Annotated in this window: 23 protein-coding genes; 10 read left to right on the plus strand and 13 right to left on the minus strand. The window is 61.4% G+C overall.

The features are described from left to right. Positions 1–161: 161 nt before the first annotated feature. Genes BLO97_RS20880 through BLO97_RS20900 form a run of 5 tightly spaced genes read left to right on the plus strand, consistent with a single transcriptional unit; the run spans position 162 to position 4760 of the window. Positions 162–1187 (plus strand): DUF5924 family protein, encoded by a 1026-nt coding sequence (locus tag BLO97_RS20880; RefSeq protein ID WP_092347761.1) that lies wholly within the window; start codon positions 162–164, stop codon positions 1185–1187. Between the two features lie 52 nt (positions 1188–1239). Continuing rightward, the gene (locus BLO97_RS20885; protein ID WP_092347764.1) at positions 1240–2388 is read left to right on the plus strand and encodes an ABC transporter permease; all 1149 of its coding nucleotides are present in this window, start codon (positions 1240–1242) and stop codon (positions 2386–2388) included. Continuing rightward, positions 2385–3188, plus strand: coding sequence for an ABC transporter ATP-binding protein (locus BLO97_RS20890; protein ID WP_092148889.1), 804 nt, complete (start codon positions 2385–2387; stop codon positions 3186–3188). The genes BLO97_RS20885 and BLO97_RS20890 overlap by 4 nt, the downstream gene beginning before the upstream one ends. A gap of 1 nt (position 3189) precedes the next feature. Next, positions 3190–4128 (plus strand): MlaD family protein, encoded by a 939-nt coding sequence (locus tag BLO97_RS20895; protein WP_092347767.1) that lies wholly within the window; start codon positions 3190–3192, stop codon positions 4126–4128. Continuing rightward, positions 4125–4760, plus strand: coding sequence for an ABC-type transport auxiliary lipoprotein family protein (locus BLO97_RS20900; RefSeq protein ID WP_092347770.1), 636 nt, complete (start codon positions 4125–4127; stop codon positions 4758–4760). Before BLO97_RS20895 ends, BLO97_RS20900 begins: the two co-directional genes overlap by 4 nt. 20 nt (positions 4761–4780) lie before the next feature. Here BLO97_RS20900 and BLO97_RS20905 read toward each other — a convergent pair whose 3' ends face one another. The 5 genes from BLO97_RS20905 to BLO97_RS20925 all read right to left on the minus strand — a co-directional run bounded on the left by BLO97_RS20905 (position 4781) and on the right by BLO97_RS20925 (position 9276). Continuing rightward, positions 4781–6010 carry a nucleoside recognition domain-containing protein gene (locus BLO97_RS20905; protein ID WP_092148898.1) on the minus strand — a complete coding sequence of 410 codons (1230 nt, stop codon included), beginning with the start codon at positions 6008–6010 and terminating at the stop codon, positions 4781–4783. 198 nt (positions 6011–6208) lie between these two features. After that, positions 6209–7540, minus strand: a complete 1332-nt coding sequence (gene gltP, locus BLO97_RS20910) for a glutamate/aspartate:proton symporter GltP (RefSeq protein ID WP_063323609.1) — start codon at positions 7538–7540, stop codon at positions 6209–6211. A gap of 703 nt (positions 7541–8243) precedes the next feature. Next, complete coding sequence (locus BLO97_RS20915) at positions 8244–8708, minus strand: inhibitor of vertebrate lysozyme family protein (RefSeq protein WP_092347774.1); 465 nt, start codon at positions 8706–8708, stop codon at positions 8244–8246. A gap of 2 nt (positions 8709–8710) precedes the next feature. Next, positions 8711–8875, minus strand: a complete 165-nt coding sequence (locus tag BLO97_RS20920) for a DUF1328 domain-containing protein (RefSeq protein WP_003177151.1) — start codon at positions 8873–8875, stop codon at positions 8711–8713. Positions 8876–8955: 80 nt separating this feature from the next. Then, positions 8956–9276: a hypothetical protein gene (locus tag BLO97_RS20925; RefSeq protein ID WP_092148907.1), complete on the minus strand. Its 321-nt coding sequence runs from the start codon at positions 9274–9276 to the stop codon at positions 8956–8958. Positions 9277–9713: 437 nt separating this feature from the next. On the opposite strand from BLO97_RS20925, the gene algB reads away from it, so the two are divergent. Further along, positions 9714–11060, plus strand: a complete 1347-nt coding sequence (gene algB, locus BLO97_RS20930; RefSeq protein WP_063323612.1) for a sigma-54-dependent response regulator transcription factor AlgB — start codon at positions 9714–9716, stop codon at positions 11058–11060. A 10-nt stretch (positions 11061–11070) separates the two neighbouring features. Further along, on the plus strand, positions 11071–12861 hold the full coding sequence (locus tag BLO97_RS20935) for an ATP-binding protein (protein WP_092148910.1): 1791 nt from the start codon (positions 11071–11073) through the stop codon (positions 12859–12861). A gap of 19 nt (positions 12862–12880) precedes the next feature. Here the strand turns inward: BLO97_RS20935 and BLO97_RS20940 are convergent, their stop codons facing one another. The 7 genes from BLO97_RS20940 to BLO97_RS20970 form a co-directional block, all read right to left on the minus strand. After that, complete coding sequence (locus BLO97_RS20940; protein ID WP_170862087.1) at positions 12881–14494, minus strand: EAL domain-containing protein; 1614 nt, start codon at positions 14492–14494, stop codon at positions 12881–12883. Between the two features lie 75 nt (positions 14495–14569). Then, positions 14570–15349 carry an N-acetylmuramoyl-L-alanine amidase gene (locus tag BLO97_RS20945; RefSeq protein WP_092347777.1) on the minus strand — a complete coding sequence of 260 codons (780 nt, stop codon included), beginning with the start codon at positions 15347–15349 and terminating at the stop codon, positions 14570–14572. Between the two features lie 103 nt (positions 15350–15452). Further along, positions 15453–17549 (minus strand): diguanylate cyclase, encoded by a 2097-nt coding sequence (locus tag BLO97_RS20950; RefSeq protein WP_092347780.1) that lies wholly within the window; start codon positions 17547–17549, stop codon positions 15453–15455. Next, entirely contained in the window at positions 17546–18424 is an 879-nt protein-coding gene (locus BLO97_RS20955) for an endonuclease/exonuclease/phosphatase family protein (protein ID WP_092347783.1), read from the minus strand. Before BLO97_RS20955 ends, BLO97_RS20950 begins: the two co-directional genes overlap by 4 nt. Positions 18425–18439: 15 nt before the next feature. After that, a complete protein-coding gene (locus BLO97_RS20960) occupies positions 18440–19081 on the minus strand; it encodes a thiol:disulfide interchange protein DsbA/DsbL (RefSeq protein ID WP_092148922.1) in 642 nt (213 codons plus the stop codon). Positions 19082–19279: 198 nt separating this feature from the next. Further along, complete coding sequence (locus BLO97_RS20965) at positions 19280–19891, minus strand: c-type cytochrome (protein WP_063323618.1); 612 nt, start codon at positions 19889–19891, stop codon at positions 19280–19282. Positions 19892–19937: 46 nt separating this feature from the next. Then, positions 19938–20228, minus strand: a complete 291-nt coding sequence (locus tag BLO97_RS20970; protein ID WP_003196231.1) for a c-type cytochrome — start codon at positions 20226–20228, stop codon at positions 19938–19940. Positions 20229–20419: 191 nt separating this feature from the next. Here BLO97_RS20970 and yihA point away from each other — a divergent pair, with 191 nt between their 5' ends. Beyond that, positions 20420–21061: a ribosome biogenesis GTP-binding protein YihA/YsxC gene (gene yihA / locus BLO97_RS20975; RefSeq protein ID WP_003196227.1), complete on the plus strand. Its 642-nt coding sequence runs from the start codon at positions 20420–20422 to the stop codon at positions 21059–21061. Between the two features lie 374 nt (positions 21062–21435). On the opposite strand, the gene polA is transcribed toward yihA, so the two are convergent. Continuing rightward, entirely contained in the window at positions 21436–24204 is a 2769-nt protein-coding gene (gene polA / locus BLO97_RS20980) for a DNA polymerase I (protein WP_092347786.1), read from the minus strand. Between the two features lie 74 nt (positions 24205–24278). On the opposite strand from polA, the gene BLO97_RS20985 reads away from it, so the two are divergent. Both BLO97_RS20985 and BLO97_RS20990 read left to right on the plus strand, forming a co-directional pair. Next, positions 24279–24566: a DUF2782 domain-containing protein gene (locus BLO97_RS20985; protein WP_025211087.1), complete on the plus strand. Its 288-nt coding sequence runs from the start codon at positions 24279–24281 to the stop codon at positions 24564–24566. Positions 24567–24625: 59 nt separating this feature from the next. Beyond that, positions 24626–25576 carry a homoserine kinase gene (locus BLO97_RS20990; RefSeq protein WP_092148926.1) on the plus strand — a complete coding sequence of 317 codons (951 nt, stop codon included), beginning with the start codon at positions 24626–24628 and terminating at the stop codon, positions 25574–25576. The last annotated feature ends 358 nt before the right edge of the window (positions 25577–25934 follow it).

The following is a 25934-nucleotide window of genomic DNA, read 5'->3' on the forward strand; positions in this document are numbered from 1 at the left end:
GATTTACCTGGATAAATGCTGGGGCCTGCTTCGCAGGCCAGCGGGAGCAAGCTCCCTCGCCACAAAAGAGCATCACGGCACGCGTCGCGATCCTCGCCATGTCACCGCCCTGACGATACTCTGTCAGGGATATTTCCTACGACTTACTGCGAAACTACCGAATGCAAAACCTGACGGTCTATATCCAGCGCCTCCTTGAATTGATGAAGCGCTATCCAGGGGTCATTGCGCTCGGTGGCTTCATTTCCGGGGTCGGCAGCTTCATGCTGGTGGATCGCCAGCAGGGCCTGGCGACCTGGATCGCCATCATGATGCTGGTGAGCTGGCTCTGGCTGATGGTCGAGAACAGCATGACCCGGCTGTTCGCGCGGATTTTCAAACGGGAAATCCCCCAGCCGCTGTTGCGCTACGCCACGCAGATGATTCACCAGGAAAGCCTGTTTTTCGTCCTGCCGTTTTTCTTCATCACCACCACCTGGAACAGCAGCCAACTGCTTTTCACCGGCCTGCTGACGATCGCGGCGCTGATCTCGATCACCGACCCGCTGTACTACAAATGGCTGGCGCCTCGGCGCTGGGCGTTCCTGGCCTTGCACACGCTGACGCTATTCGCCGCCCTGCTCACCGCGCTGCCGGTGATCCTGCACCTGACCACCGACCAAAGCTTCAAGCTGGCGCTGGGCATTGCGATGCTGCTGTCGTTTCCCAGCCTGGCCTCGATCTTCCCGATCCGCACCGTGCGCAACGCCCTCGCCATTTTGTGTATCACCGTCGGGATTGGCGCCGCCGGCTGGGTGCTGCGCTCCTGGGTGCCACCGGCCACGCTGTGGATGACCGAAGTGGCGATCAGCACCCAACTGGAAGATCGCACGCCGGGCGCCAGCCTCAAGGAAGTCAGCGCGGCCCAGATTCGCGGCAACGGCCTGTACGCCTACACCGCGATCAACGCGCCACGTGGGCTCGACGAGCGGATCTATCACGTCTGGCAGTTCAACGGTAAAGAAGTCGACCGCATCGCCCTGGACATCCACGGCGGGCGCAAGGAAGGCTATCGCGCCTGGACCCACAAGCAGAACTTCCCGCAAGACCCGACGGGCAAATGGCAGGTGCGGGTGCTGACGGAAAATGGTCAGATGATCGGCGTGTTGCGTTTCAACGTGGGCGCTGACGCACCCGAGGCAAAATAACGGCGGTCGTGCTATTAGGTAGCGCTGTTCAAGTCGAACGAGCATGGAGCTTATGACCCTCGGATCCCACACTGGCACAGCCCGGCTGGACACGTCTCGCTCTCCGGCCCGACTCTGGGTCGGCGGCGACTGGACGCTGGCCCATTACGCGCAGCTCAAGCGCTTGAGCGAATCCTTGAGCGGCCACTACGACGAGCACACCCTGATCGATCTCAACGGCCTCGGCGCCCTCGACACTGCCGGGGCTTCGTTGCTGGTGGAACTGCTGGGCTCCGAACGGCTGGGCAAGACCACCGAGCACCCCGATTGCAGCTTGCCGGCCGCCGAGCGGGCGCTGTTGCAGACGGTCTATTGCTCGCTGACGGACTTCTGTGTGCCGGTGAAAGAGCCGCAGGTCAGCGTGCTGACACAACTGCTGACCCGTATCGGCCGCGCCGTGGAAAAAGTCTGGCAAGACACCCTGCAACTGCTGGGTTTTGTCGGCCTGATTCTGGAAACCCTGGCCCGCAACCTGTTTCACCCCAGGCGCTGGCGCATGACAGCGATGGTCGTTCACATCGAACAGACCGGCCTGGACGCAGCCCCCATCGTCGCCCTGCTGACGTTCCTGGTGGGCGCAGTGGTGGCCTTTCTCGGCGCAACGGTGCTGGCCGATTTCGGCGCCAGCATCTTTACCGTGGACCTGGTGGCGTTCTCGTTCCTGCGTGAATTCGGCGTGTTGCTGACGGCGATCCTCATGGCGGGCCGCACCGCCAGCGCGTTCACCGCGCAGATTGGCTCGATGAAGGCCAACGAAGAAATCGACGCGATCCGCACCCTGGGCCTCGATCCGGTCGAGTTGCTGGTGATTCCACGGGTACTGGCGCTGTTGGTGGCGCTGCCGATGCTGACCTTCCTGGCCATGCTCTCGGGCATTATCGGTGGCGGCGTGGTTTGCGCTTTGTCGCTGGGTATTTCACCGGCCATGTTCCTCACGCTGTTGCAGTCGGACATTGGCGTGCAGCATTTCCTGGTGGGGATGGTCAAGGCGCCGATCTTTGCCTTCCTGATCGCTGCCGTGGGTTGCCTGGAAGGTTTCAAGGTCAGTGGCAGTGCCGAATCGGTCGGGGCTCACACCACGTCCAGCGTGGTGCAGTCGATTTTCGTGGTGATTGTGCTCGATGCCGTGGCCGCGCTGTTTTTCATGGAGATGAATTGGTGAGCCAACCCTTGCGACCGCCCACCGAGACGGTGATTCAAGTGCGCGGCCTGTGCAATCGCTTTGGCCGCCAGAGCGTGCATGAAAACCTCGACCTGGACGTGTACAAGGGCGAGATCCTTGCCGTGGTCGGCGGCTCCGGCAGCGGCAAATCGGTGCTGCTGCGCAGCATCGTCGGCCTGAACCGGCCCAGCGAAGGTTCCGTGCGGGTGTTCGGCGAGGACTTGCCGAGCCTGCCCCCGGAACAACGTTCGCGGGTGGAACGGCGCTTTGGCGTGTTGTTCCAGAAAGGCGCGCTGTTCTCATCATTGACCGTGACAGAAAACGTCGCCCTGCCGCTGATCGAACACGCCGGGCTCAGCCGGGCCGACGCCGAGCACCTGGCGGCGGTGAAGCTGGCCTTGGCCGGGCTGCCACTCTCGGCCGCAGACAAGTACCCCGCCTCGCTGTCCGGTGGCATGATCAAGCGCGCCGCCCTGGCCCGTGCGCTGGCCCTGGACCCGGACATTCTGTTTCTCGACGAACCCACCGCCGGCCTCGATCCGATCGGTGCGGCGGCGTTCGACCAATTGATCCTGACACTGCGCGATGCCCTGGGCCTGAGCGTGTTCCTGGTCACCCACGACCTGGACACCCTCTACACCATCACCGACCGGGTGGCGGTACTGGCGCAGAAAAAAGTCCTGGTGGCCGATGTCATCGACAAGGTGTCGGAAACCGACGACGCCTGGATTCACGAATACTTCCATGGCCCTCGCGGCCGCGCGGCGTTATCGGCCGCTACACAATCGAACGAGGTTTGACATGGAAACCCGAGCCCATCATGTGCTGATCGGCCTGTTCACCGTCATTGTGGTGGCTGGCGCCCTGTTGTTTGGCCTGTGGCTGGCCAAGTCCAACGTGGACAGCGAATTCAAGTACTACGAAGTGGTGTTCAACGAGGCGGTCAGCGGGTTGTCCCGGGGCAGCTCGGTGGAATACAGCGGGATCAAGGTCGGCGACGTCGTCAACCTGCGCCTGGACCCGAACGACCCGCGCCGGGTTCTGGCGCAGGTGCGCTTGAGTGGGGAAACGCCAATCAAGCAAGACACCCAGGCCAAGCTGGCACTGACCGGCATTACCGGCACCTCGATTATCCAGCTCAGTGGCGGTACGCCCCAGAGCCCGGCATTGACCGGGCACGACGGGGAACCGCCAGTGATCATCGCCGCGCCCTCGCCTATTGCCCGCTTGCTCAACAACAGCGATGACTTGATGACCAGCATCAACCTGCTGCTGCACAACGCCAATGAGGTGTTTTCCTCGGACAACGTCCAAAGCCTGGGCAAGACGCTCGAGCATCTGGAGCAAACCACCGGGGTCATTGCCGAGCAGCGCGGCGATATTCGCCAGGCCATGCAGCAACTGGCGTCCATCGGCAAACAGGCCAGCGCCACGCTGGAACAGACCACGGCGTTGATGCGCAACGCCAATGGTTTGCTCAACGACCAGGGCAAACAGGCGTTCGGTAGTGCCGGCCAGGCCATGCAATCCCTGGCCCGCAGCACGGCAACCCTCGACAAACTGCTGAACGACAATCGCGATTCGTTGAATAACGGCATGCAGGGCCTCAATGCCCTGGCGCCAGCCGTGCGTGAACTGCGCGAAACCCTGAGCGCCCTGCGGGGAATCTCCCGGCGCCTGGATGCCAACCCCAGCGGCTATTTGCTGGGCAACGACAAGGACAAGGAGTTCACGCCATGAAGCCGTGCAACCGGTTTATCCGCCCTATCCTCTTACTGGCAGGATTGCTCCTGGTGGGCGGTTGCTCGATTTTGCCCAAGGCCGAACCCTCGGATGTGTATCGCTTGCCCGTCACCCAGGCCCCCGCGTCTGCGGGCCCGGCGGTGAGCTGGTCGCTGCGCCTGGCCAGCCCCCAGGCCAGCGAAGTGCTCAACAGCCCGAAAATCGCGGTCATTCCCCAAGGCAATCTGTTCAGCAGCTACGCCGCCTCGCGCTGGAGCGACCCAGCCCCCGTGCTGTTGCGCAACCGCTTGCTCGATGGCTTCGCCCAGGATGGACGCGTCAGGTTGTTGAGCGTCGCCGACAGCAACCTGCAAGCGGATCTGGAGCTGGGCGGGCAATTGCAGGCGTTCCAGACCGAATACCTGGGCACTGCGGCCAGCGTGGTGATTCGCCTGGACGCGCTGCTGGTGCGCGGCTTCGACCAGCGCATCCTGGCCAGTCGCCGTTTTGAAGTGCGCCAGCCGTTGAGCGATGTGAAAGTACCGGCGGTGGTGGACGGCTTTGGCCGGGCCGGCGACCGGCTGACGGCCGAAGTGGTGGCCTGGACATTGGAGCAAGGCCAGCGTTTCGCAACGCCGACTCAACCCTAGAGGCGGCGGGAAGACTCAGGTCAACCGAAGAACCAGTAGCAAACGCCAATCGCCGCCACGACCCCGGCCAACTCCGCCAGCAGCGCGCACCCCACGGCATGGCGTGCCCGCTGGATGCCCACGGCGCCGAAATAGACCGCCAGCACGTAGAACGTGGTCTCGGTGCTGCCCTGGATGGTCGCCGCCACCAGGGCCGGGAAGCTGTCGACGCCGGAGGTCTTCATGGTCTCGATCAACATCGCCCGGGCGGCGCTGCCGGAAAACGGCTTGACCATGGCGGTCGGCAAGGCATCGACGAAACGCGTATCCCAGCCGGCCCACTCCACCAGGTGGCGAATGCCGTCGAGGCCGAAATCCAGCGCCCCCGAGGCGCGCAGTACACCCACGGCACAAAGCATTGCCACCAGGTACGGCAGCAAGGTCTTGGCGACGTCGAAGCCCTCTTTGGCGCCCTCGATGAAGGTTTCGTACACCTTGACCTTGCGCAGCGCGCCCACCACCAGGAACAGGATGATCAGGCCAAACAGAGTCAGGTTGCCCAGGATCGATGACAACCCCGCCAGCGCCGTGGCCGAAAGCGTTGCCAGCAGCGCCATGAAACCACCCAGCACCAGCGCACCCGGGATCAGATAAGCCAGCACCACCGGGTCCCACAACCGCAGGCGCTGCATGAACGCCACCGACAGCAGCCCCATCAGGGTCGAGGCGCTGGTGGCGAGCAGGATCGGCAGGAACACCAGGGTCGGGTCCGGCGCGCCTTGCTGTGCGCGGTACATGAAGATCGTCACCGGCAGCAGCGTCAGCGACGAGGCGTTGAGCACCAGGAACAGGATCTGCGCATTGCTGGCGATAGTCGGGCTGGGGTTGAGATCTTGCAGGGCGCGCATGGCCTTGAGGCCGATGGGGGTGGCTGCGTTGTCCAGTCCCAGGCCGTTGGCGGCGAAGTTGAGGGTGATCAGGCCGATCGCCGGGTGGCCGGCAGGCACTTGCGGCATCAAGCGCAAGAACAGCGGCCCGAGGGCCTTGGCCAGCCAGTCGACGATGCCGGCCTTTTCGGCGATGCGCAGGAAGCCCAGCCACAGGGTCAAGGTGCCGAACAGCAGGACCATGACCTCCACCGACAACTTGGCCATGGCGAAAATGCTTTCCACCATGGCCGCGAAGATCCCGGCGTTGCCGCCGATCAACCACTGCGCCAGCGCCGACACGGCAGCCACGATAAAGAAGCCAAGCCAAAGGCCATTGAGCATCAGTTAAATCCCCCGAAGATGCCGCGAATGATAGCGGGGCTGGCAGAAACGACAAACCCCGGATTGCTCCGGGGTTTAATAGTCACTGCAGCCCCCTGTGTGCGAGCTTGCTCGCGATGGCGTCGGCTCAGTCAGTATTGATGTTTGCTGACACACCGCAATCGCGAGCAAGCTCGCTCCCACAGGGGGGTAGGCGCATCAATGGCTGGAGGGTTCCCCCGCCGGCAGCGGCTCCTTGCTGCGCCAGTGCGGCAGGGAGTTCCAGTAGCGCTGGCCCTTGGCATCGTCGTACATGCCTTCCCAGCGAGCGATGACCAGCACGGCCAGGGCGTTGCCGATGACGTTCAGCGCAGTACGGGCCATGTCCATGATGCGGTCCACACCGGCAATGAAGGCCAGGCCTTCCAGCGGAATGCCCACGCTGCCCAAGGTCGCCAGCAGCACCACGAACGACACGCCCGGCACACCGGCGATGCCTTTGGAGGTGACCATCAAGGTCAGCACCAGCAGCAATTGCTGGCTGATGGACAGGTCGATGCCGTACAACTGGGCGATGAAAATCGCCGCGATGCTCTGGTACAGAGTCGAACCGTCGAGGTTGAACGAATAACCGGTGGGCACCACAAAGCTGCAGATGGCTTTCGGCGCGCCGTAGGCTTCCATCTTCTCGATCACGCGTGGCAGCACGGTTTCGGAACTGGCGGTGGAATAGGCCAGCACCAGCTCATCCTTGAAGATGCGCATCAACTTGAGCACCGAGAAGCCGAACAGGCGGGCGATCACGCCCAGCACCACGAAGGCAAAGAAGGCGATGGCGACGTAAACCAGGATCACCAGCTTCGCCAGCGGCAGCAGCGACGCGAAACCGAAGTTGGCAACGGTCACCGCGATCAGGGCGAACACGCCGATGGGGGCGTATTGCATGATCATGTGGGTGACCTTGAACATGCTTTCCGACACGCCCTGGAACATTTTCACCAGCGGATCGCGCAGGTCCGATTGCAGGCTGGACAGGCCCAGGCCAAACAATACGGAGAAGAAAATGATCGGCAGCATCTCGCCACGCGCAACGGCGGCGAAGATGTTCGACGGGATCAGGTTGAGGATGGTCTGGATGAACGCATGTTCATGCTGGACTTCCGCGGCCGTGGCCTGGTACTTGGAGATATCCACTGTACCCAGGGTGCTCATGTCGATGCCACTGCCCGGCTGGAAGAAGTTGGCCAGCAGCAGGCCGACGACGATGGCGATGGTGGTGACGACTTCGAAGTAAAGGATGGTCTTGAGACCGATGCGCCCGAGCTTCTTGGCATCACCGACCCCGGCGATGCCGACGATCAGCGAGGAAATCACGATCGGGATCACGATCATCTTGATCAGACGGATAAAGATATCGCCCGCCGGTTGCAGCACATTGCTGATCCACCAGGCCTTCTCGGCACTGAAATGGTTGAGCAGCGCGCCCAATGCAATCCCGAGCACCAGACCGATGAGGATCTGCCAGGCGAGGCTTAGTCGTGCCTTCTTCATATTGTTACCCTTACTTCAGTTGGACTCGGACAGTGGCGCGAATGGATCGTCGATGACGAAAAACACTCATGCCCCTGCCCCCGTATAAGGTCACCCCGAGCGCGTTAGCGGCTTACTGGCAGGCGAAAAAAGGCGCAACTATTGCGATGCAAGGGGGGCTCGTCTAATGCCATAAACGCCTACCCCATGCCGAATCGGCATGAGATTTTTCAAACGAAACCCGCCTTCCAAGCGGTTCGAATGCGACATTTATGCAGGCATAAGTGCCGTGAACCGGCCGTTTCAGCGTAGCTGGGCTTTCTCTCGCAAGTGTGGGGAACCGATGAAACGGCAGCGACTCAAAACGCGGCCCATGGGAGAAATTACCTCGGCATTCTCCGATATACGGTTGGGCAAAGGGGGATAAATCGGCGGAAGGAGACAAAATGCCGCATCGCCGAGGGACTTGCCGCGGCCAATCCACCCACCGCTCTGGCGCACGCATTTTGCGAACAAGAAGCTCTACGCAAGTTCGCCAAGCCGCGATGGCTTTGCGAACTTGCGTCGCAGCTTTTACCTGACCCGGCCCTTTCGCAGGCACCCCTTGTGCCCGTAGGTCACTCCGACTCTCATCAGTCAGAACGTCCCAGCCCCTTGGTCATGCACCGGCCCTCCTCGGGCTGTGCAGCAGAGAAAAGCAGGGCTGCTTTTCCCATTTTCAGAATCAGTACCAGTTCGGATCTTTCTTGAGTTGTTCCATTAACAGTTTCTGCATACCTTCATCGGGCTTGCCGAGGAATCGGTAGTCGGCATGCCGCGTCGGGGACTTGTCGGCTGGCAGCCCCGCAGGGACTTCCACCAACATGGCATAGGCTTCGTCCTTGTCGAAACTGAAGGCGACGATCAGACGCTTGCTGCGACACGTTGCCTGGGTTTCACATAGCGGCCCCACCAAATACTTGTCGCCATCTTCTTCGACAGCATTCATCTGGTCCGAATCGCCCGCCAGGTTCATCACCCATTCGGGTAGACGTTCTTCTTTTTTCACGACGTGCTGCCAGGTCTCGCGATATTGCGCGTCGGCCTGCAGCAACTGGTTGACGCGCATCTGCCCGTCATTGGCAGCCATTGCCATGGCACTGCCGCCCAGCAACAGGGCGGCAGCCAGTCCTTTGAATGAAACGTTCATGGTCAGCCTCGGCCACGACGGCCAAAGAAGAAGGAAGCGATGAACATCACCAGGAACACAACAAAGAGAATCTTGGCGATGCCCGTGGCGGTGCCTGCGATACCACCGAAGCCCAGTACGGCGGCGATGATGGCAATGATCAGGAAGGTAATTGCCCAGCTCAACATGGTGATTCTCCTTACGCTTTTCTATTTAGTGAAGGTCTTGCGGTGATGGTTCCGGCGCAATGGACGACCGGTTCATCGGGTTAAAACACCCAGCGCTCTTCACGCGGCATGGCGCTCAATGGCTGGGCCTGGTCGACATCCATCATGCGCATTGAAGCGGACGCTTCTTCAAGGCTGCTGACGGCACTGAAATGGGTCTGTGGGGCACGATGAATCGAAACCTGCGGCGCTTGGGGCTGTTGGCTCTGATACCAGAGCAACCATTGCTGGCCCGTTACGAGGGTGACCAGCAGCGCCAAGGCAGCCCATGCGCCCTGCTGGACGTGCAGGGAAGAGAGGCGCAATGGGGCGGCACTTTTGAAGTGGGCGAAGCCAAATTGAGTGACACTTTGACGATTCATCCTGGAATTCCTCCCCACCCGAGTGCGGTGATCTGGTTGAGGCGCGCTACGCCACGTTGATCAGAGCATTGCAGTCGCCGTGCCAGGATTTTTTGTCAGATAAAAACCTTTAAAATCAATAATTTAATAAATAAGTGCAACATGCCGGGAGCGCATCCTGCACGATGGCGCAGGCGTCGGTCGTGCGTATTGCACGAATCAGCAGGAAAAGTCGTTAGATTGTTTTTGAATTGGCTGTCAGACACAGCTGTCGGAATGAGCGATGCGAACCGTCCGAACCGGACGATTCGTAAAAAAAGGAACTCAAATCAGGCTTTTAGGAGTCAGACGTCCACAGGGCCATTCTTGATGAGTAATATCCCCTCAGAATCGACCATGCAACTTGCCCGATTTTTCTGACACTAACCAACATCATTCATTAAAGGAGCGTAGGAAAAATGGAATCCGCCACTGAGCACCAAGGCCGCATTCTGCTGGTAGACGACGAGTCCGCCATCCTGCGTACATTCCGATACTGCCTGGAAGACGAAGGCTACAGCGTCGCCACCGCCAACAGCGCCGCCCAGGCCGACGCACTGCTGCAACGCCAGGTGTTCGACCTGTGTTTCCTCGACCTGCGCCTGGGGGAGGACAACGGCCTGGATGTCCTGGCACAAATGCGTATCCAGGCGCCCTGGATGCGCGTGGTCATCGTCACCGCTCACTCGGCAGTCGATACCGCGGTCGATGCGATCCAGGCCGGGGCGGCCGATTATCTGGTCAAGCCGTGCAGCCCCGATCAATTGCGCCTGGCGACCGCCAAGCAACTGGAAGTACGCCAGCTGTCGGCAAGGCTCGAAGCCCTTGAAGGGGAAGTGCGCAAACCCAAGGATGGCCTGGACTCCCACAGCCCAGCGATGAAAGTCGTCCTGGAAACCGCGCGCCAGGTCGCCAGCACCGACGCCAACATCCTGATCCTCGGCGAGTCCGGCACCGGCAAGGGCGAGCTGGCCCAGGCGATCCATGGCTGGAGCAAGCGGGCGAAGAAGTCCTGCGTCACCATCAATTGCCCGTCGCTGACCGCTGAACTGATGGAAAGCGAATTGTTCGGCCATAGCCGTGGGGCTTTCACCGGGGCCAGCGAGAGTACGTTGGGTCGGGTCAACCAGGCCGACGGCGGCACGCTGTTTCTCGACGAGATCGGCGATTTTCCTCTGACATTGCAACCCAAGTTATTGCGTTTCATCCAGGACAAGGAATATGAGCGGGTAGGGGATCCAGTCACCCGTCGCGCCGACGTACGGATTCTCGCAGCGACCAACCTCAACCTCGAAGACATGGTGCGCGACGGACGTTTTCGCGAAGACCTGCTGTATCGCCTGAACGTCATCACCCTGCACCTGCCGCCATTGCGAGAGCGCGCCGAAGACATCCTGACCCTGGCCGACCGCTTCCTGGCCCGCTTCGTCAAGGAATACGCGCGCCCGGCCCGGGGTTTCAGCGACGAAGCGCGCGAAGCGCTGCTAGGCTATCGCTGGCCGGGCAACATCCGGGAACTGCGCAATGTGGTCGAGCGCGCCAGCATCATCTGCCCTCAGGAAAAAGTCGAAATCAGTCACTTGGGCATGGCCGAGCAACCGGTCAACAATGCGCCGCGCATCGGCGCCGCGCTGAGCCTCGACGAATTGGAAAAAGCCCACATCGGCGCGGTGCTGGCCACGGCCGACACCCTCGACCAGGCGGCCAAGACCTTGGGTATCGATGCCTCCACGCTGTACCGCAAACGCAAGCAGTACAACCTGTGAGCGACACCTTATGAAACTGGCGATGAAGCTGCGCACACGACTGTTTCTCAGTATCTCGGCCCTGATCACCGTGGCCCTGCTGGGATTGGTGCTTGGCCTGGTCAGCGTGATGCAGATGGCCAATACCCAGGAACAATCGGTACGCGATAACTTCATCCTGCTGGACCTGGGCCTCAAGCTGCGCCAGACGCTCGGCGATCAGTTGATGATCATGCTCGACGACAAGCCCGACCTGGCTGTGCTGGAGGCCTCCAAGCAGCAATACCTGGCGCTGATCGACGAAGGCATCGCCCACGAACAGGGGCTGGATGAAGCGGCAGTCAGCTTCAGCAGGGCCAAGGCCGACTACATTGAGTTTTTTGAAGCCTTCACCGCGTCTCGCCAGCAGCCGAGCCAGCTCGCGAACATCAAGGACCTCACCGAAAAATTCAATGTGCTGCGCAATGGACTGATCGAGGGCTATCGCCGGGCCCTGACCAACATCAGTGAAACCCAGGATCGCGCCCGTGAGCGCGCGATGTGGATTTCCGGACTGCTGGGGTTGGTGGGGTTTGCGGTGCTGATCATCGGGTTTATCACGGCCCATGGCATTGCCCGGCGTTTCGGCGCGCCGATCGAGGTACTGGCCGCGGCGGCGGACGACATCGGCCAAGGCAATTTCGAGGTCACGCTACCCGTGTCCTCGGCCGCTGAGTTGAATCTCCTGACCCGTCGCTTCGGGGTCATGGCCGAGGCCTTGCGTGAGCATCAGGCCACCAACGTCGATGAGCTGCTCGCCGGTCAGCAACGTTTGCAAGCCGTGCTCGACAGCATCGACGACGGCTTGCTGATGATCGACCGCAAAGGTCAGCTGGAGCACCTCAACCCGGTGGCCCAGCGTCAATTGGGCTGGGATGAGGAACGCCTCGGCCAAGGACTGGGCGAGGCGCTGGGACGCCTTGAACTGGATGAAGAATTGCACCTGGTGCTGCGCGGTGGAAGCCTGGAGCGCGCGCCGGAAGACCTGAGCGTCGAAGTGGATGGCGAGTCGCGGGTGCTCACCTACAGCCTCACCCCGGTCAGTCATACCCAGGGCCACATTCTCGGCGCGGTCATGGTGCTGCATGACGTCACCGAGCAGCGCGCCTTCGAACGGGTGCGCAGCGAGTTCGTCTTGCGTGCCTCCCATGAGCTGCGCACGCCCGTGACGGGCATGCACATGGCCTTCGGCCTGTTACAGGAGCGCCTGCATTTTTCAGAAGAGTCGCGCGAGGCCGACCTGCTCAACACCGTCACAGAAGAAATGCAGCGACTGATGCAGCTCATCAATGACCTGCTGAACTTCTCTCGCTACCAGAACGGCCTGCAGAAGTTGACCCTGGCGCCTTGTTCCATCGACGATCTACTGGAAGCGGCCCGGTTGCGGTTTGCCGAGCAGGCCCAAACCAAGGGTATCGAGCTGCTGGTGGCGATCCAGGGCCCGCTCCCGCGCCTGCATGCCGACGCTGCGCAATTGGATCGCGTGCTCGATAACCTGATCGATAACGCCATGCGCCACACCGCCGAAAACGGCCAGATCCGCTTGCAGGCCCGACGGCATGGCGAGCGGGTGATCATCAGCGTCGAAGACAACGGTGAAGGCATTGCCTACGGCCAGCAGGGACGGATCTTCGAACCTTTCGTCCAGGTCGGACGCAAGAAGGGGGGGGCGGGCCTCGGCCTGGCGCTGTGCAAGGAGATCGTCCAGCTCCACGGCGGGCGCATGGGTGTTTATTCAAGGCCGGGGCAGGGCACACAGTTCTACATGGCGCTGGCAGTCTGAGCTCATGGCCTGAGGAGACTCAGGCTTCGTCATCGAGGCGCCGACCACGCAGGCGCCGGCCACGGGTAATCAGTTCAATGAGCTGAACCGCGCTGAGGGCATGGGCAAACAGCCAGCCCTGGCCGAACCTCACCCCTTCGCTGCTCAAATAGGAAGCCTGGGCTTCATGCTCGATGCCTTCGGCTATCACCTTGAGTTGCAGCGCATGGGCCATGCGAATGATATGCGGGGCCACGCCGCTGCTGGCGGCATCGTGGCCCAAGGCGTCGATGAAGGCCTTGTCGATTTTCAGGCAGTCCACCGGCAGGGTTTGCAGGTAGGCCAGGCTGCAATAACCGGTGCCGAAATCGTCGATCAACACCTGATGCCCGACGTCGCGCAGCGATTGCAGGTTATCCCGGGCGACCAACACATCGACCAGCCCACGCTCGGTCACTTCGAAGGCAATCTGGTGCGCCGACACGCGATGCAGCGCCAGCAGGCGGGCGATCACTTCGCCAATACGCGGCACCATCACATCGCAGGCCGCCAGATTCACCGAGATATACAGCTGCGGATTGGCCCGCAACAGCTGGCCCAATTGATCGAACAGCCGCTGCAGCACGAAATCGGTGATCTGGCGGATCTGCCCCGTGTTCTCGGCCATCGGGATAAACAGGTCCGGGCTCGTCAGGGTGCCGTCCGGTCGTCGCCAGCGCAGCAAGGCCTCCGCCCCGACACAGTTACGGCTGCTCAGGTCGAAAATAGGCTGGTAAAGCACCTGCAATTCACCACGCCGGATAGCCCCATGCAGTTCGGCGTCCATGGACTGGCGCTGACGCGCCAGCAGAAACACCTGGAAACCAATCCCCAGGCCCAGCATCAGGCTGATGGGCAGCATCCACCAGGCATTGGCCGGAACCTTAAAACCGTTGCGCTGGGCGATAAGCACCAGTTGATAGACCGGGCTTTCGGTCGGCATCCGATAGATCAACCGGTTCTGCGTCACTTGCAAGGCATTGTGGCTTTTCGGTGGCCAAGGTTCGACCGGCGGCCAGTGTTGGTCCGTCCCGAGCACGGGAATGGCCCGTTTACCGTTATCCAGGACAACCAGCAGGCTGCTGCCCGGTGGTAAATCGACCACATCGGTCAAATGCCCGCGGGACGTGGCCACCCGAAAGTTGCCGCGGCCCAGCATCAATGCGGCGCGGTCTTCGTCAGGCTCTGTGGTGGTGTTGAGCCAGTAATTGTAGGTCGGCCCGCGGATGTCGGGCGGGCGGGTCACTGACAAGCCGCCCTGGCGTGGACGATTGGAGCAGACGCCGCTGCCATCGATATACGCCGCCTCGTAGACAAAACGGTAGTTGAAGCTGACCTGTCGCAATGTGGCGATCATGTCGTCGTTGCATCCGCGCAACGGCTGGTTTTGCAAGTCGTCGAGGCTTTCACGCAATTGCCCGAAAAGCTGTTCCAGGCGCTGCAGAAAGCGCTCGCCCTGGGCATTCATCTGGTCGCTTTCGCGCTGCTGGATCTGCTGCACGACCACGAACAGACTCCCCGCCAGCAGCAGGACGGTACTTAGGGCAGTTGCCACCATCGCCAGGAAAACGGGGCGATGGAGCCAGCTGTGTAGGGTTTCGCGGGTGGCCGTCATCATGGGTAATCCGAAAGTTACCAATGAGTTATAGCTTCTGATTTGGATTTGGCCCGATTCGTCAGACGGGCGTCATTATTTTGTCTGGTTGAGCACCTGCAGAATCGCCGCGCTTTGCGCATCCGGCGTGCCATCGAAGCGGGTCGGACGGTAGTGCATCTGGAAGGCGGCCAGCACATGGTGGGTGGCCACGTCCCACTCGCCGGTCTGCGGCGTCGGGTAGCCCAGGCGGGCCAGCTCGGCCTGGAACCAACCGGCAGGCGGCAGCTGCGGCGCAAAGACGGCCTGCTGGCGGGCGACGGCCTGTTCGTCTGGCCAGACTCCTAAACCAGCTTGCGCCAGGCGCTTCCAAGGGAACAGCGGGCCCGGATCGAGTTTGCGCAGCGGCGCGATGTCGCTGTGACCGATGATGCTGCGCGGGTTGATGCCGTTGCGCTGGATGATGTCCTTGAGCAATACGATCAAGGCCTGGACCTGGGCTTCGCTGTAGGGATACCAGAGGCGCCCGGTAGGCGTGTCGACAAAACCCGGATTGACGATTTCGATGCCGATGGAACTGGAATTGAGCCAGGTCCGGCCTTCCCATTCACTTTCCCCGGCATGCCAGGCGCGTTGGCTTTCATCCACCAGTTTGTAAATGGTCGCGCCTTTATCGTCGCCGATCAGGTAATGGGCACTGACTTCGCCATGAGTCAGCAGGGCCAGCGAGCGCTCCAGGGAAGCCGAGGTGTAATGCACCACCACGAATTGGATACGGTTGTCATGGTTGACGGAAGGATGACGGGTGTCGAGTCGCGGGCCACTGGCGCAGCCGGCCAGGATAAATAAAGAAACAATGAGCGAGAAAAATTTCATGGCGGAAGGCAATACGCACTGGGAGTAATGCAACAGTGTAACGTATCGCCTCGCGATGATCCGGTGCGCGCGGCGATATTAAACAAATTGGAACAATTAGCCCCTAGCCCAATTCCACATGGTTGCGCCCGGAACTTTTTGCCCGATAAAGCGCCTGATCGGCTCTTTTAAGCACCAAGTCGCTGTGTTCGCCGGGTTTGAAGGCGGTCAGGCCGATGGATACCGTCACCGTCACCGGCTCGCCCTTAAAATGAAACGGACAGCCTTCGATGGCCAGGCGCAGCGCCTCGGCCAGCTTGGCGCCAGCAGCCAGGGAGGTATTGGGCACCAGCAGCACAAACTCCTCGCCCCCAAAACGCGCAATGAAATCGCCGCTACGCAGGCGTTTACGCAGGACCGAGGCGATGAGTTTCAACACCCGGTCACCGGCCAGATGGCCATAGTTGTCATTGATGCGCTTGAAATGATCGAGATCGAGCATGGCCAGCAGCAAGCTGTTGCCGTGTTGTTGCCACTGGGCGACTTCATGTTCCAGACGCTCGGACCAGGCGGCGCGGTTGGGCAGCCCGGTGAGCGGATCAATCAGGGCTTTTTGCCGCTGTTCCTCGAGATTCTCCCGCACGACCTGGGCATCCTGCTCCATCAGCGCAACGCGATCGGCCAGGCTTTTCAGGCGAGCCGAGACCTCCTGCTCACGTTGATCACGTTGCTGGCGGTGGTGGTCCATCGTACCGAGCAAGCCTTCGAGGTGATTCTCGAGCACCTGCTTGAGGCCTTCCAGGTCATCGGCTTCCTTCACGCTGCTTTGCAGGCCGTCCACCTGCTCGCGAATCTGGGTATCCATTTCCCTGGAGGCCGACAGGTTTTCGGCGTGGTCTTCACTGGCGGCCTGCAGGCTGCTCTGGAATGACTCGAGCCGATCGTTGAGGCGCTGCAAGTACGCCTCGAATTCATGCTGGCCGGTGTCCGTGATGGCCAGCATCAGTACGGCCAGATCATCGAGGATCGGCAGCAACTCGTACCAGTTCAAGCCATTGCGCAGACGCTCACACATGGCTTCGGCTTGTGGTCGATGACGCTCGGGCAAGGTCAGGTCGCCCAAAAGGCCCAACAGCGTGTCTTCGATATGCTTGGCGACCGAACTGTAGGATGGCTCCGGCGAGTCGGGCAGGGCGTACTGGGCGTCAGCCACATCGGCGCCTTCCAGGGGCTCGTCGAGCTCCGCAGGCGGTAGCGAAGGGGCGGGCAGGGCCTGGGCAGGCTCCTCGGGCATCAGCTCGTCGGGATTCTCGAGTGCGGGCACCACAACCGGGGGTACTTCGGCGAGCGGCGTCAGCAGCGGCGCGGGCTCGGTTGCCTGGTCGTCCGACTCACTGGCGGGCTGAACCACTTCGGCTGCCGGTGCTGGAGCGGGCGCTGGAGCGATCTCGGTCTGCGGCGCAGTCGGGGCAACCGGTTCGGGCGTTGTCTCCAAGGCGGGCGCTTGCTCCGCCACCGAGGGCTGCGGTGCCGGTGCCGGTGCCGGTGCCGGTGCCGGTGCCGGTGCCGGTGCCGGTGCGACGGATTCTGCGGCCGTTGCCGGCGCCACGGCTACGGGCAGGGCCATTTCTGACGCAGGTGCCACGCGGGCCTGGGCAGGGTCGTGGGGCTGGGGCTGGGGTGTCGCGTCCTCATGGCCTTGGCCACCAAACAGCCGTTGCAGCAGGCCGGGGCGACTCGGTTCGACAGGGGCATCCAGGGCACTGAGTGCCTTGCCTTGCAAGCCGCTCAATTCGCTGAGCAGCAGCGGAATCTCCCGAGCCTGGCCGGCCCGATCCTCCAGTTGCTTGGCAAATTTCTTCAGCGGCCGCCTGACTTCCTTGGGCAGCGGCAGGCTCTGCAACTGGGCAACCAGGGCGGTCAACGCGGCGCTCGTCTGCTCGACCCGGGTCTCGCGGCGCTGCTCGGAATCGAGTACGGCTTTCTCCAGGCGCGGCAGCAGGGCAGCGAGGCCGGCATCCATGTCATTGGTGCGCACCACCTCGCGCATCTCTTTCATGCATTGATCGACAGCCCTGTCAGTGCCCTCGGCGGCCAGGGTGCTGCGCACCAGGCCACGACGCAGCAAGTCGAGCCGAGCCTCCCAACGGCGCTCAAGCTTTTCCTGCTGTTCGATACTCTTGAGGTACTTCTCTCTCCAGCGTTCGGCGTCGTCGCTCATTCATCGGATCCGCGAGGGGCAGGACTCAGCGCGGGAAACGCATCGGCCGTGAGCGAACCCGGCAAACGAATTTCGACCGCGACCGGCAGGTGATCGGAAATGGGTTGGGCCAGCACCTCGACACGTTCCAGGGTCAGGGTCGGGCTCAACAGGATATGGTCCAAGCAGCGCTGGGGGCGCCAGCTGGGGAATGTCGCTTCCAGTTGTGGAGCGAGCAGGCCGAGATCGCGCAGGGGCGAAGTCTGCAGCAAATCGGTGGCATGGGTGTTCATGTCGCCCATCAACACCTGGTGCTTGTAGCCGCCGATCAATTCGCGAATGTACGCCAGCTGCATCGTCCGGGTACGCGCCCCGAGCGCCAGGTGCATCATGACCACGACCAGCGCCTCGGGACCTTCGCCGAAACGCGCGAGGATCGCCCCGCGGCCCTTGGGTCCCGGCAACGGATGATCTTCGATCGCCCAGGGGCGCAAGCGACTCAACACGCCATTGCTGTGCTGGCCGAGACGCCCGAGGTTGCGATTGAGTTGCTGGTACCAGTAGGGAAAGGCGCCCAATTGGGCCAGGTGTTCCACCTGATTGACGTAGCCTGAGCGCAAGCTTCCGCCGTCGGCCTCTTGCAGGGCCACCAGGTCGAAGTCCTTGAGCAGGTCGCCGATTTTCTGCAAGTTCCCGGCACGCCCGGTGTGCGGCAGCAAATGTTGCCAGCCGCGAGTCAGGTAATGCCGGTAGCGCTCGGTGCTGATGCCCACCTGGATATTGAAGCTGAGCAGCCGCAAACGACTGTCGCCAGGCAGGCCCGTGGACAAGACATGATGCTCGTTGACCCGCGGTTCGTGCAGGCCAACGATGCGTTCGGTGCTCCAGCGGGCCATGGGCGTGGGCCGCGCTTAGTTGGCAGCAGCCTTGGTGGCCGCTCGCTCTTTGGCGATCAGCTGGTCGGCCAGTTGCAGGGCTTCATTTGCGCCACCGGCGGAGCCGATGTCAAAGCGGTATTTGCCGTTGACGACCATGGTCGGTACGCCAGTGATCTCGTATTTCTTCGCCAGCTCGCGGGCCTTCTTGATCTGGCCCTGGATGGCAAAGGAGTCGAACGTGGCGAGGAACTTGTCTTTGTCGACGCCCTGGGTGGCGAGGAAATCGGCCATCTCTTCTTTCTTGACCAGCTTCTTGCCTTCTTTCTGGATCGCGTTGAATACCGCGGCGTGGACCTTGTGCTCGACGCCCATGGCCTCGAGTGTCAGGAACATCTGGCCGTGGGCATCCCACGGGCCGCCGAACATGGCGGGGATACGCACGAAGTTAACGTCCGAAGGCAGTTTCTCGACCCATGGGTTGATAACCGGTTCAAAAGCGTAGCAATGCGGGCAGCCGTACCAGAACAGCTCCACGACTTCGATCTTGCCAGGCGCCGCCACCGGAACGGGGTTGGTCAATTCGACATAAGGTGCGGCAGGCTTTTCAGCCGCTTGGGCAGTTACGCCGAACAGGCTGGCGGCGACGAGCGCGGCGCTGATGATCAGATTACGCATGCTTTACTCCTGGACAATGAGGGGGCCTCGCGAGGCCTGTTTCTAAGACAGACCGTGGCGGGTTCAAGTTCTCTAGTGTAACGGCAGCGGCCACAAAAAAGGGCGGCCAAAGCCACCCTTTTGATGTTCGCATCGACAGATTAATCGAGCGTTAACGTTGCAAGGGATGTACGCCCCTTGCAACGCCAGCCAAAGGCCTCAGTGCAGGCCCTGGATGTAGCTGGATACCGCAGCGATATCTTCGTCGCTCAGCTTTTTCGCAATGCTCTGCATCGGCTTGGTATCGCCGTCGTTGGTCCGGCCACCCTCTTCTTTGCGGAAGTCGGTCAACTGCTTGCCTACGTACTGGGCATGCTGGCCGCCCAAGTGTGGGAAGCCGGCTGCCGCGTTGCCCTTGCCGTCAGGCGAGTGGCAGCCGGTGCAGGCTGGAAGCCCCTTGTTCAAGTCCCCCCCACGAAACAGCGCTTCACCACGGGCCACGAGTTTCGGATCGGCAGCGCCGACACTGCCCTTCTGGCTGGCGAAATACGCCGAGATGTCCGCCAGGTCCTGATCGCTCAGGTTGGTCAGCAGGCCGGTCATTTCCAGCACCGTGCGCTTGCCGGACTTGATGTCGTGCAGTTGCTTGTTCAGGTAACGTTCGCCCTGGCCCGCCAGTTTCGGAAAGTTGGGCGCCATGCTATTGCCATCCGGGCCGTGGCAGGCTCCGCATACGGCCGCCTTCGCCTGACCGGCAGCGGCATCGCCAGCGGCGTGGGCTACGCCGGATATCCCCAAGGTCAACAGCAGACTCACGATCAGTTTGTTCATCAGCTAATCCAACTACGGCTAAGGGTTAAAGAGTTATGGACCGGGTTCACTCGCTCATCCACTGGATGATGGCTCGGTAATCCTCGGCACTGCAGTCCATGCACAAACCACGCGGCGGCATCGCCTTGAAACCCTGGGTCACGTGTTGCACCAGCGTCTCCATACCTTTCGCCAACCTCGGCGTCCAAGCTTCCTGATCGCCCTTGCGGGGCGCCATGGGGAGTTGGCCGGAATGACAGGCACCACAAACACGGTTGTACACAGCTTCCGGATCCTGTGTAGCCTGAGCGCTGTAAAGCGGCATCAAGACACCGGCAGCTAGCAGCCATTTCGTCATAAAACGACCTTTTCAGGGTTGGGAACGAGCTGCGTTCTAACGCGCAATTTCGGTCGGTCGCTCCCGTGAGCTTCATCCTACGCTGGGACAAAGCGCACACAAAATCTGCGGCATTATATACTGGCGTCACTGAAACGGAAACGACACAGCTTGCCGCGTCCATTCCCGACGCCGCCCACATCGGAAATCCCATGCAACTGAAGAACCCCATCCTCGGCCTGTGCCAACAGTCCACCTTCATGCTCAGCGCCGCCAAAGTCGATCAATGCCCAGACGACGAAGGCTTCGAAGTGGCTTTTGCCGGGCGTTCCAATGCCGGCAAATCCAGCGCGCTGAACACCTTGACCCATGCAAGCCTGGCACGCACCTCGAAAACCCCGGGTCGCACGCAACTCTTGAACTTCTTCAAGCTAGACGATGAACGGCGTTTGGTCGACCTGCCCGGCTACGGCTACGCCAAGGTACCGATCCCGCTCAAGCAACACTGGCAGCGCCACTTGGAAGCGTATTTGGGCAGCCGCGAGAGTTTGAAAGGCCTGATCCTGATGATGGACATTCGCCATCCGATGACCGACTTCGACCTGTTGATGCTCGATTGGGCGGTCGCCAGTGGCATGCCGATGCACATCCTGTTGACCAAGGCCGACAAGCTCACCTACGGCGCGGCCAAAAATACCCTGCTCAAAGTGCAGTCGGAAATTCGCAAAGGCTGGGGTGACGCGATCACCATCCAGCTGTTCTCGGCGCCCAAGCGCATGGGCCTGGAAGAAGCCTACACGGTGCTGGCCGACTGGATGGAATTGGCGGACAAGGGCAGCGAAGAGGCCGAATAAGCCGGATCGCAGGCAAAAAAAACCCCGGACTTCTTATGGGGAGGGGGAAGTTCGGGGTCCAAGTTCCGGACCGCTAGGGCGGGGTCCAGATATCTGCCAACACTTAACACAACATAGGAGCATTGAAGGGCTTCACCAGCCATTCAGAATCTCTGAGTGGCATTTGACGGGTTTAGTTCAGATTATTTTTGGAAATAGCCTTAGGAATTTTCCGAACTAAAGACATCGTCCCGGGGTTTCAGTGAGCCAATGTGGCGAGGGAGCTTGCTCCCGCTTGAGTGCGAAGCGCTCACAAAATGATTGGGGCGGCTGCGCCACCCAGCGGGAGCAAGCTCCCTCGCCACGGGACCTGCGCCAGCTTCAGAGCCTACGACTCAATGCGCCTCATCCCAGTTATTACCCACGCCCACTTCCACCAGCAGCGGCACGTCCAGCGTGGCGGCGGCGCTCATGTGCTGGCGGATTTCCTCGCGCACCTGGTCGACCAGGTCTTCACGCACTTCCAGCACCAGTTCGTCGTGTACCTGCAGGATGACCTTCGCATCCAGCCCGGACGCCGTCAGCCAGCGATCCACGGCGACCATGGCTTTCTTGATGATGTCAGCCGCCGTGCCCTGCATCGGCGCGTTGATGGCCGTGCGCTCGGCGCCTTTGCGCAGGGCCGGGTTTTTCGCGTTGATGTCCGGCAGGTACAACCGGCGACCGAAAATGGTTTCGACAAAACCTTGCTCGGCCGCCTGGGCGCGGGTGCGTTCCATGTACGCCAGCACACCCGGGTAGCGGGCGAAGTAGCGGTCGATATAAGCCTGGGACTGCTTGCGATCGACGCCGATCTGCTTGGCCAGGCCGAACGCACTCATGCCGTAGATCAAGCCGAAGTTGATCGCCTTGGCGCTACGGCGCTGGTCATGGGTGACCGCGTCCAAGTCGACGCCGAACACCTCGGCGGCCGTGGCCCGGTGCACGTCCAGATCATTGCGAAACGCATGGAGCAGACCTTCATCCTTGGCCAGGTGCGCCATGATCCGCAGTTCGATCTGCGAGTAGTCCGCCGCCAGCAGCTTGTAACCTTTCGGCGCGATGAAGGCCTGGCGAATGCGTCGACCTTCGGCCGTGCGGATCGGAATGTTCTGCAGGTTCGGGTCGATGGACGACAGGCGCCCGGTCGCGGCGACGGCCTGTTGATAATTGGTATGGACACGGCCGGTGCGGCTATTGATCTGCTCCGGCAAACGATCGGTGTAGGTGCTCTTGAGCTTGCTCAGCGAGCGATACTGCATCAGCACCTTGGGCAGCGGGTAATCCTGCTCCGCCAGCTCGGCGAGCACCGCTTCGGCGGTGGACGCCTGGCCCTTGGCGGTTTTGCTGAGCACCGGCAAGCCAAGTTTTTCGTACAGGATCACGCCCAATTGCTTCGGCGAACCCAGGTTGAACTCCTCGCCGGCGATGGCAAACGCCTCACGCTCCAGCGCCACCAGTTTTTCCCCCAGCTCGACACTTTGCACACCCAGCAGGTTGGCATCGACCAGCGCCCCCTGGCGCTCGATGCGCGCCAGGACCGGCATCAGCGGCATTTCGATGTCATTGAGCACGGTGCCCAGGCTTGGCGTGGCCGCCAGTTTTTCCTGCAGGGCCTGGTGCAGGCGGAAGGTCACGTCGGCGTCTTCGGCGGCGTAAGGGCCGGCCAGTTCCAGGGAGATCTGGTCGAAGGTCAGTTGCTTGACCCCTTTGCCCGCGATGTCCTGGAAATCGGTCTTGCTCTGGCCCAGGTACTTGAGCGCCAGGCTGTCCATGTCGTGGCGGGTCGCGGTGGAGTCCAGCACGTAGGATTCGAGCATGGTGTCGAAGGCGATGCCCTGGACCAGGATGCCGTTATTCTGATCGCCATCGATGGCGCAGTTGGCCAGGATGTTGGTTTCAAACTTGGCGTGCTGGCCGACCTTGAGCTTGTTCGGGTTTTCCAGCAGCGGCTTGAGGGCCTTGAGCACCGTGTCGCGGTCCAGTTGCTCCGGCACACCCATGTAGGAATGGGTCAGCGGGATGTAGGCTGCCTCGAAAGGGGCCACGGCGAACGACAAGCCGACGAGTTGCGAATGCTGGGCATCGCCGCCGTTGGTTTCGGTGACGAAGGCAAACAGCGGCGCTTTGTCCAGTTTGGCCAGCCACGCGTCGAAGCGCGCCTGATCGAGGATGACCTCGTACTTGGCCTCGGCCGCGCCGGGCTGTTCTTCGGCAACTTCAACGATCTCCTGGCCGGCACGCTTGGCGTCCCGCTGGTTTTCTTCGAACCAGCTCTTGAATTCCAACAACGTGTACAGCTCGGCGAGTTTCTCGTGATCCGGTTGGCCCATTTGCAGGTCGTCGAGGCCGACATCCAACGGTACGTCGGTCTTGATGGTTGCCAACTCGTAGGAAAGCAACGCCATTTCCTTGTGCTCTTCGAGCTTGGCAGCCAGGGTCTTGGCGCCACGGATCGGCAAGGTGGCGACGATGTCCAGTTGCGCGTACAGCTCGGTCAGGCCGCCATTGACGCCCACCAGCAGGCCGGAAGCGGTCTTCGGCCCGATACCCGGAACGCCCGGGATGTTGTCGGAAGAATCGCCCATCAACGCCAGGTAATCGATGATCTGCTCGGGAGCGACGCCAAACTTCTCCTTCACGCCAGCCACGTCCAGGGCGCTACCGGTCATGGTATTGACCAAGGTAATGTGCCCATCGACCAATTGCGCCATGTCTTTGTCGCCGGTGGAGATCACCACCGGACGGTCGGCCGCCGCGCTACTGCGGGCCAGGGTGCCGATCACGTCATCGGCCTCGACGTTGTCCACGCACAACAGCGGGAAGCCCAGGGCCTTGACGCTGGCATGCAGCGGCTCGATCTGCACACGCATGTCGTCGGGCATGCTCGGGCGGTTGGCCTTGTATTCGGCGTACAACGCATCGCGAAACGTCCCACCCTTGGCGTCGAATACGACGGCAAACGGACTGTCCGGATACTGCTTGCGCAGGCTCTTGAGCATGTTCAGCACGCCCTTGACCGCACCGGTCGGCAGGCCTTTGGACGTGGTCAGCGGTGGCAGCGCGTGAAAGGCGCGGTACAGATAAGAAGAACCGTCCACCAGGACGAGGGGGGCTTGGCTCATGAGCAGGATCAACCTTTTCGGCGGGTCCGGGGCTAGAATAGCGGGACCGTTGACGACAAAGGGACAAGGTTATCATGCGTACACTAAATCGCCTGTTACTGGCTGGCTTGTTTGCAATCACCCCGTTGGCCGTCATGGCGGCGGACGACGCACCCTCGGCGGACCCGGATGTCACCATCCGCACCGAAGGCGATAAAACCATTCAGGAGTACCGGCAAAACGGCTTTTTGTACGCGATCAAGGTCACGCCCAAGAACGGCAAGCCTTATTTCCTGGTGCGGGCCGACGGCAGCGATGCAAACTTCATCCGTTCGGATCAGCCGGATATGCTGATTCCGTCGTGGAAAATCTTTGAGTGGTAATACCGCTCTGCACTTCAACCGGCGCCCGCTGAAGGGCGCCCGTACTGGCAGTTTTAACCATGTCTGTGTTCACGCCCCTGGCTCGGCCCGAGCTGGAAACCTTTCTCGCCCCTTATGGGCTTGGCCGCCTGCTTGATTTCCAGGGGATCGCCGCCGGCAGCGAAAACACCAATTTCTTTATCAGCCTGGAGCAGGGCGAATTCGTCCTGACCCTGGTCGAACGCGGTCCGGTGCAGGAAATGCCGTTCTTCATCGAACTGCTGGACGTGCTGCATGACGCCGACCTGCCGGTGCCTTACGCCTTGCGCACCACCGACGGCGTGGCGTTGCGGGAGCTGGCGGGCAAGCCGGCGCTGCTGCAACCGCGCCTGGCCGGCAAGCATATCAAGCAGGCCAACACCCAGCACTGCGCCCAGGTCGGCGAGCTGCTCGCGCACCTGCACCTGGCAACCCGCGACAACATGATCAAGCGCAAGACCGATCGTGGCCTGGACTGGATGCAGGAGGAGGGCGCCAAGCTGCTCTCGCACCTCGACGCCGAGCCGCGTCGGCTGCTCGAAGCGGCGCTGGATGAAATCTCGTTGCAGAAAGTCGGCATCCTGGCGCTGCCGCGCGCCAACATCCACGCCGATCTGTTCCGCGACAACGCGATGTTCGAAGGCACGCACCTGACCGGGCTGATCGACTTCTACAACGCCTGCTCGGGGCCAATGCTGTATGACGTTGCCATTGCCTTGAACGACTGGTGCTCGGACGACAACGGCGCGCTCGACGGACCCAGGGCGCGAGCGCTGCTGGGCGCCTATGCGACGCTGCGACCGTTTACCGCCGCTGAGGCGCAACTGTGGCCGACCATGCTGCGCGTGGCGTGCGTGCGGTTCTGGCTGTCGCGGTTGATCGCCGCCGAGTCGTTCGCCGGGCAGGATGTGTTGATCCACGATCCGATGGAGTTCCAGCAGCGCTTGGCGCAGCGGCAGACGGTTCACGCGTTGCTGCCGTTCGCCCTGTAACAGCAGACAAGCGCGAAGCGGGCTGCTCCTGTGGCGAGGGGATTTATCCCCGCTGGGCTGCGATATAGGTAGTCCGTTCCTTGCTCCCCCATACTGATACTCGCTGGAGTCCGGTTGTTGCGAGGAAGGAACATGCACCTGCGAGCTACGAATAGGGCTGCAACGCATCTCGATGATTACTGCTTCACCTTCGAGCCCAGCAGGTGCGCTTGCGCCCTCTAACGAACACTCAGGGAAAGCCGGGCACGGCTCTCTATATCGCCTTCGCTGGACGCAAGCATGCATGTTCCTGCATGTACTTTAGCGTCTGTGGAGGTGTGCAATGCAAACGCTCTTGTCTCAGAAATTCACTGCTTAT

This window comes from Pseudomonas sp. NFACC05-1 (assembly GCF_900100135.1).
GTDB lineage: Bacteria > Pseudomonadota > Gammaproteobacteria > Pseudomonadales > Pseudomonadaceae > Aquipseudomonas > Aquipseudomonas fluorescens_Q.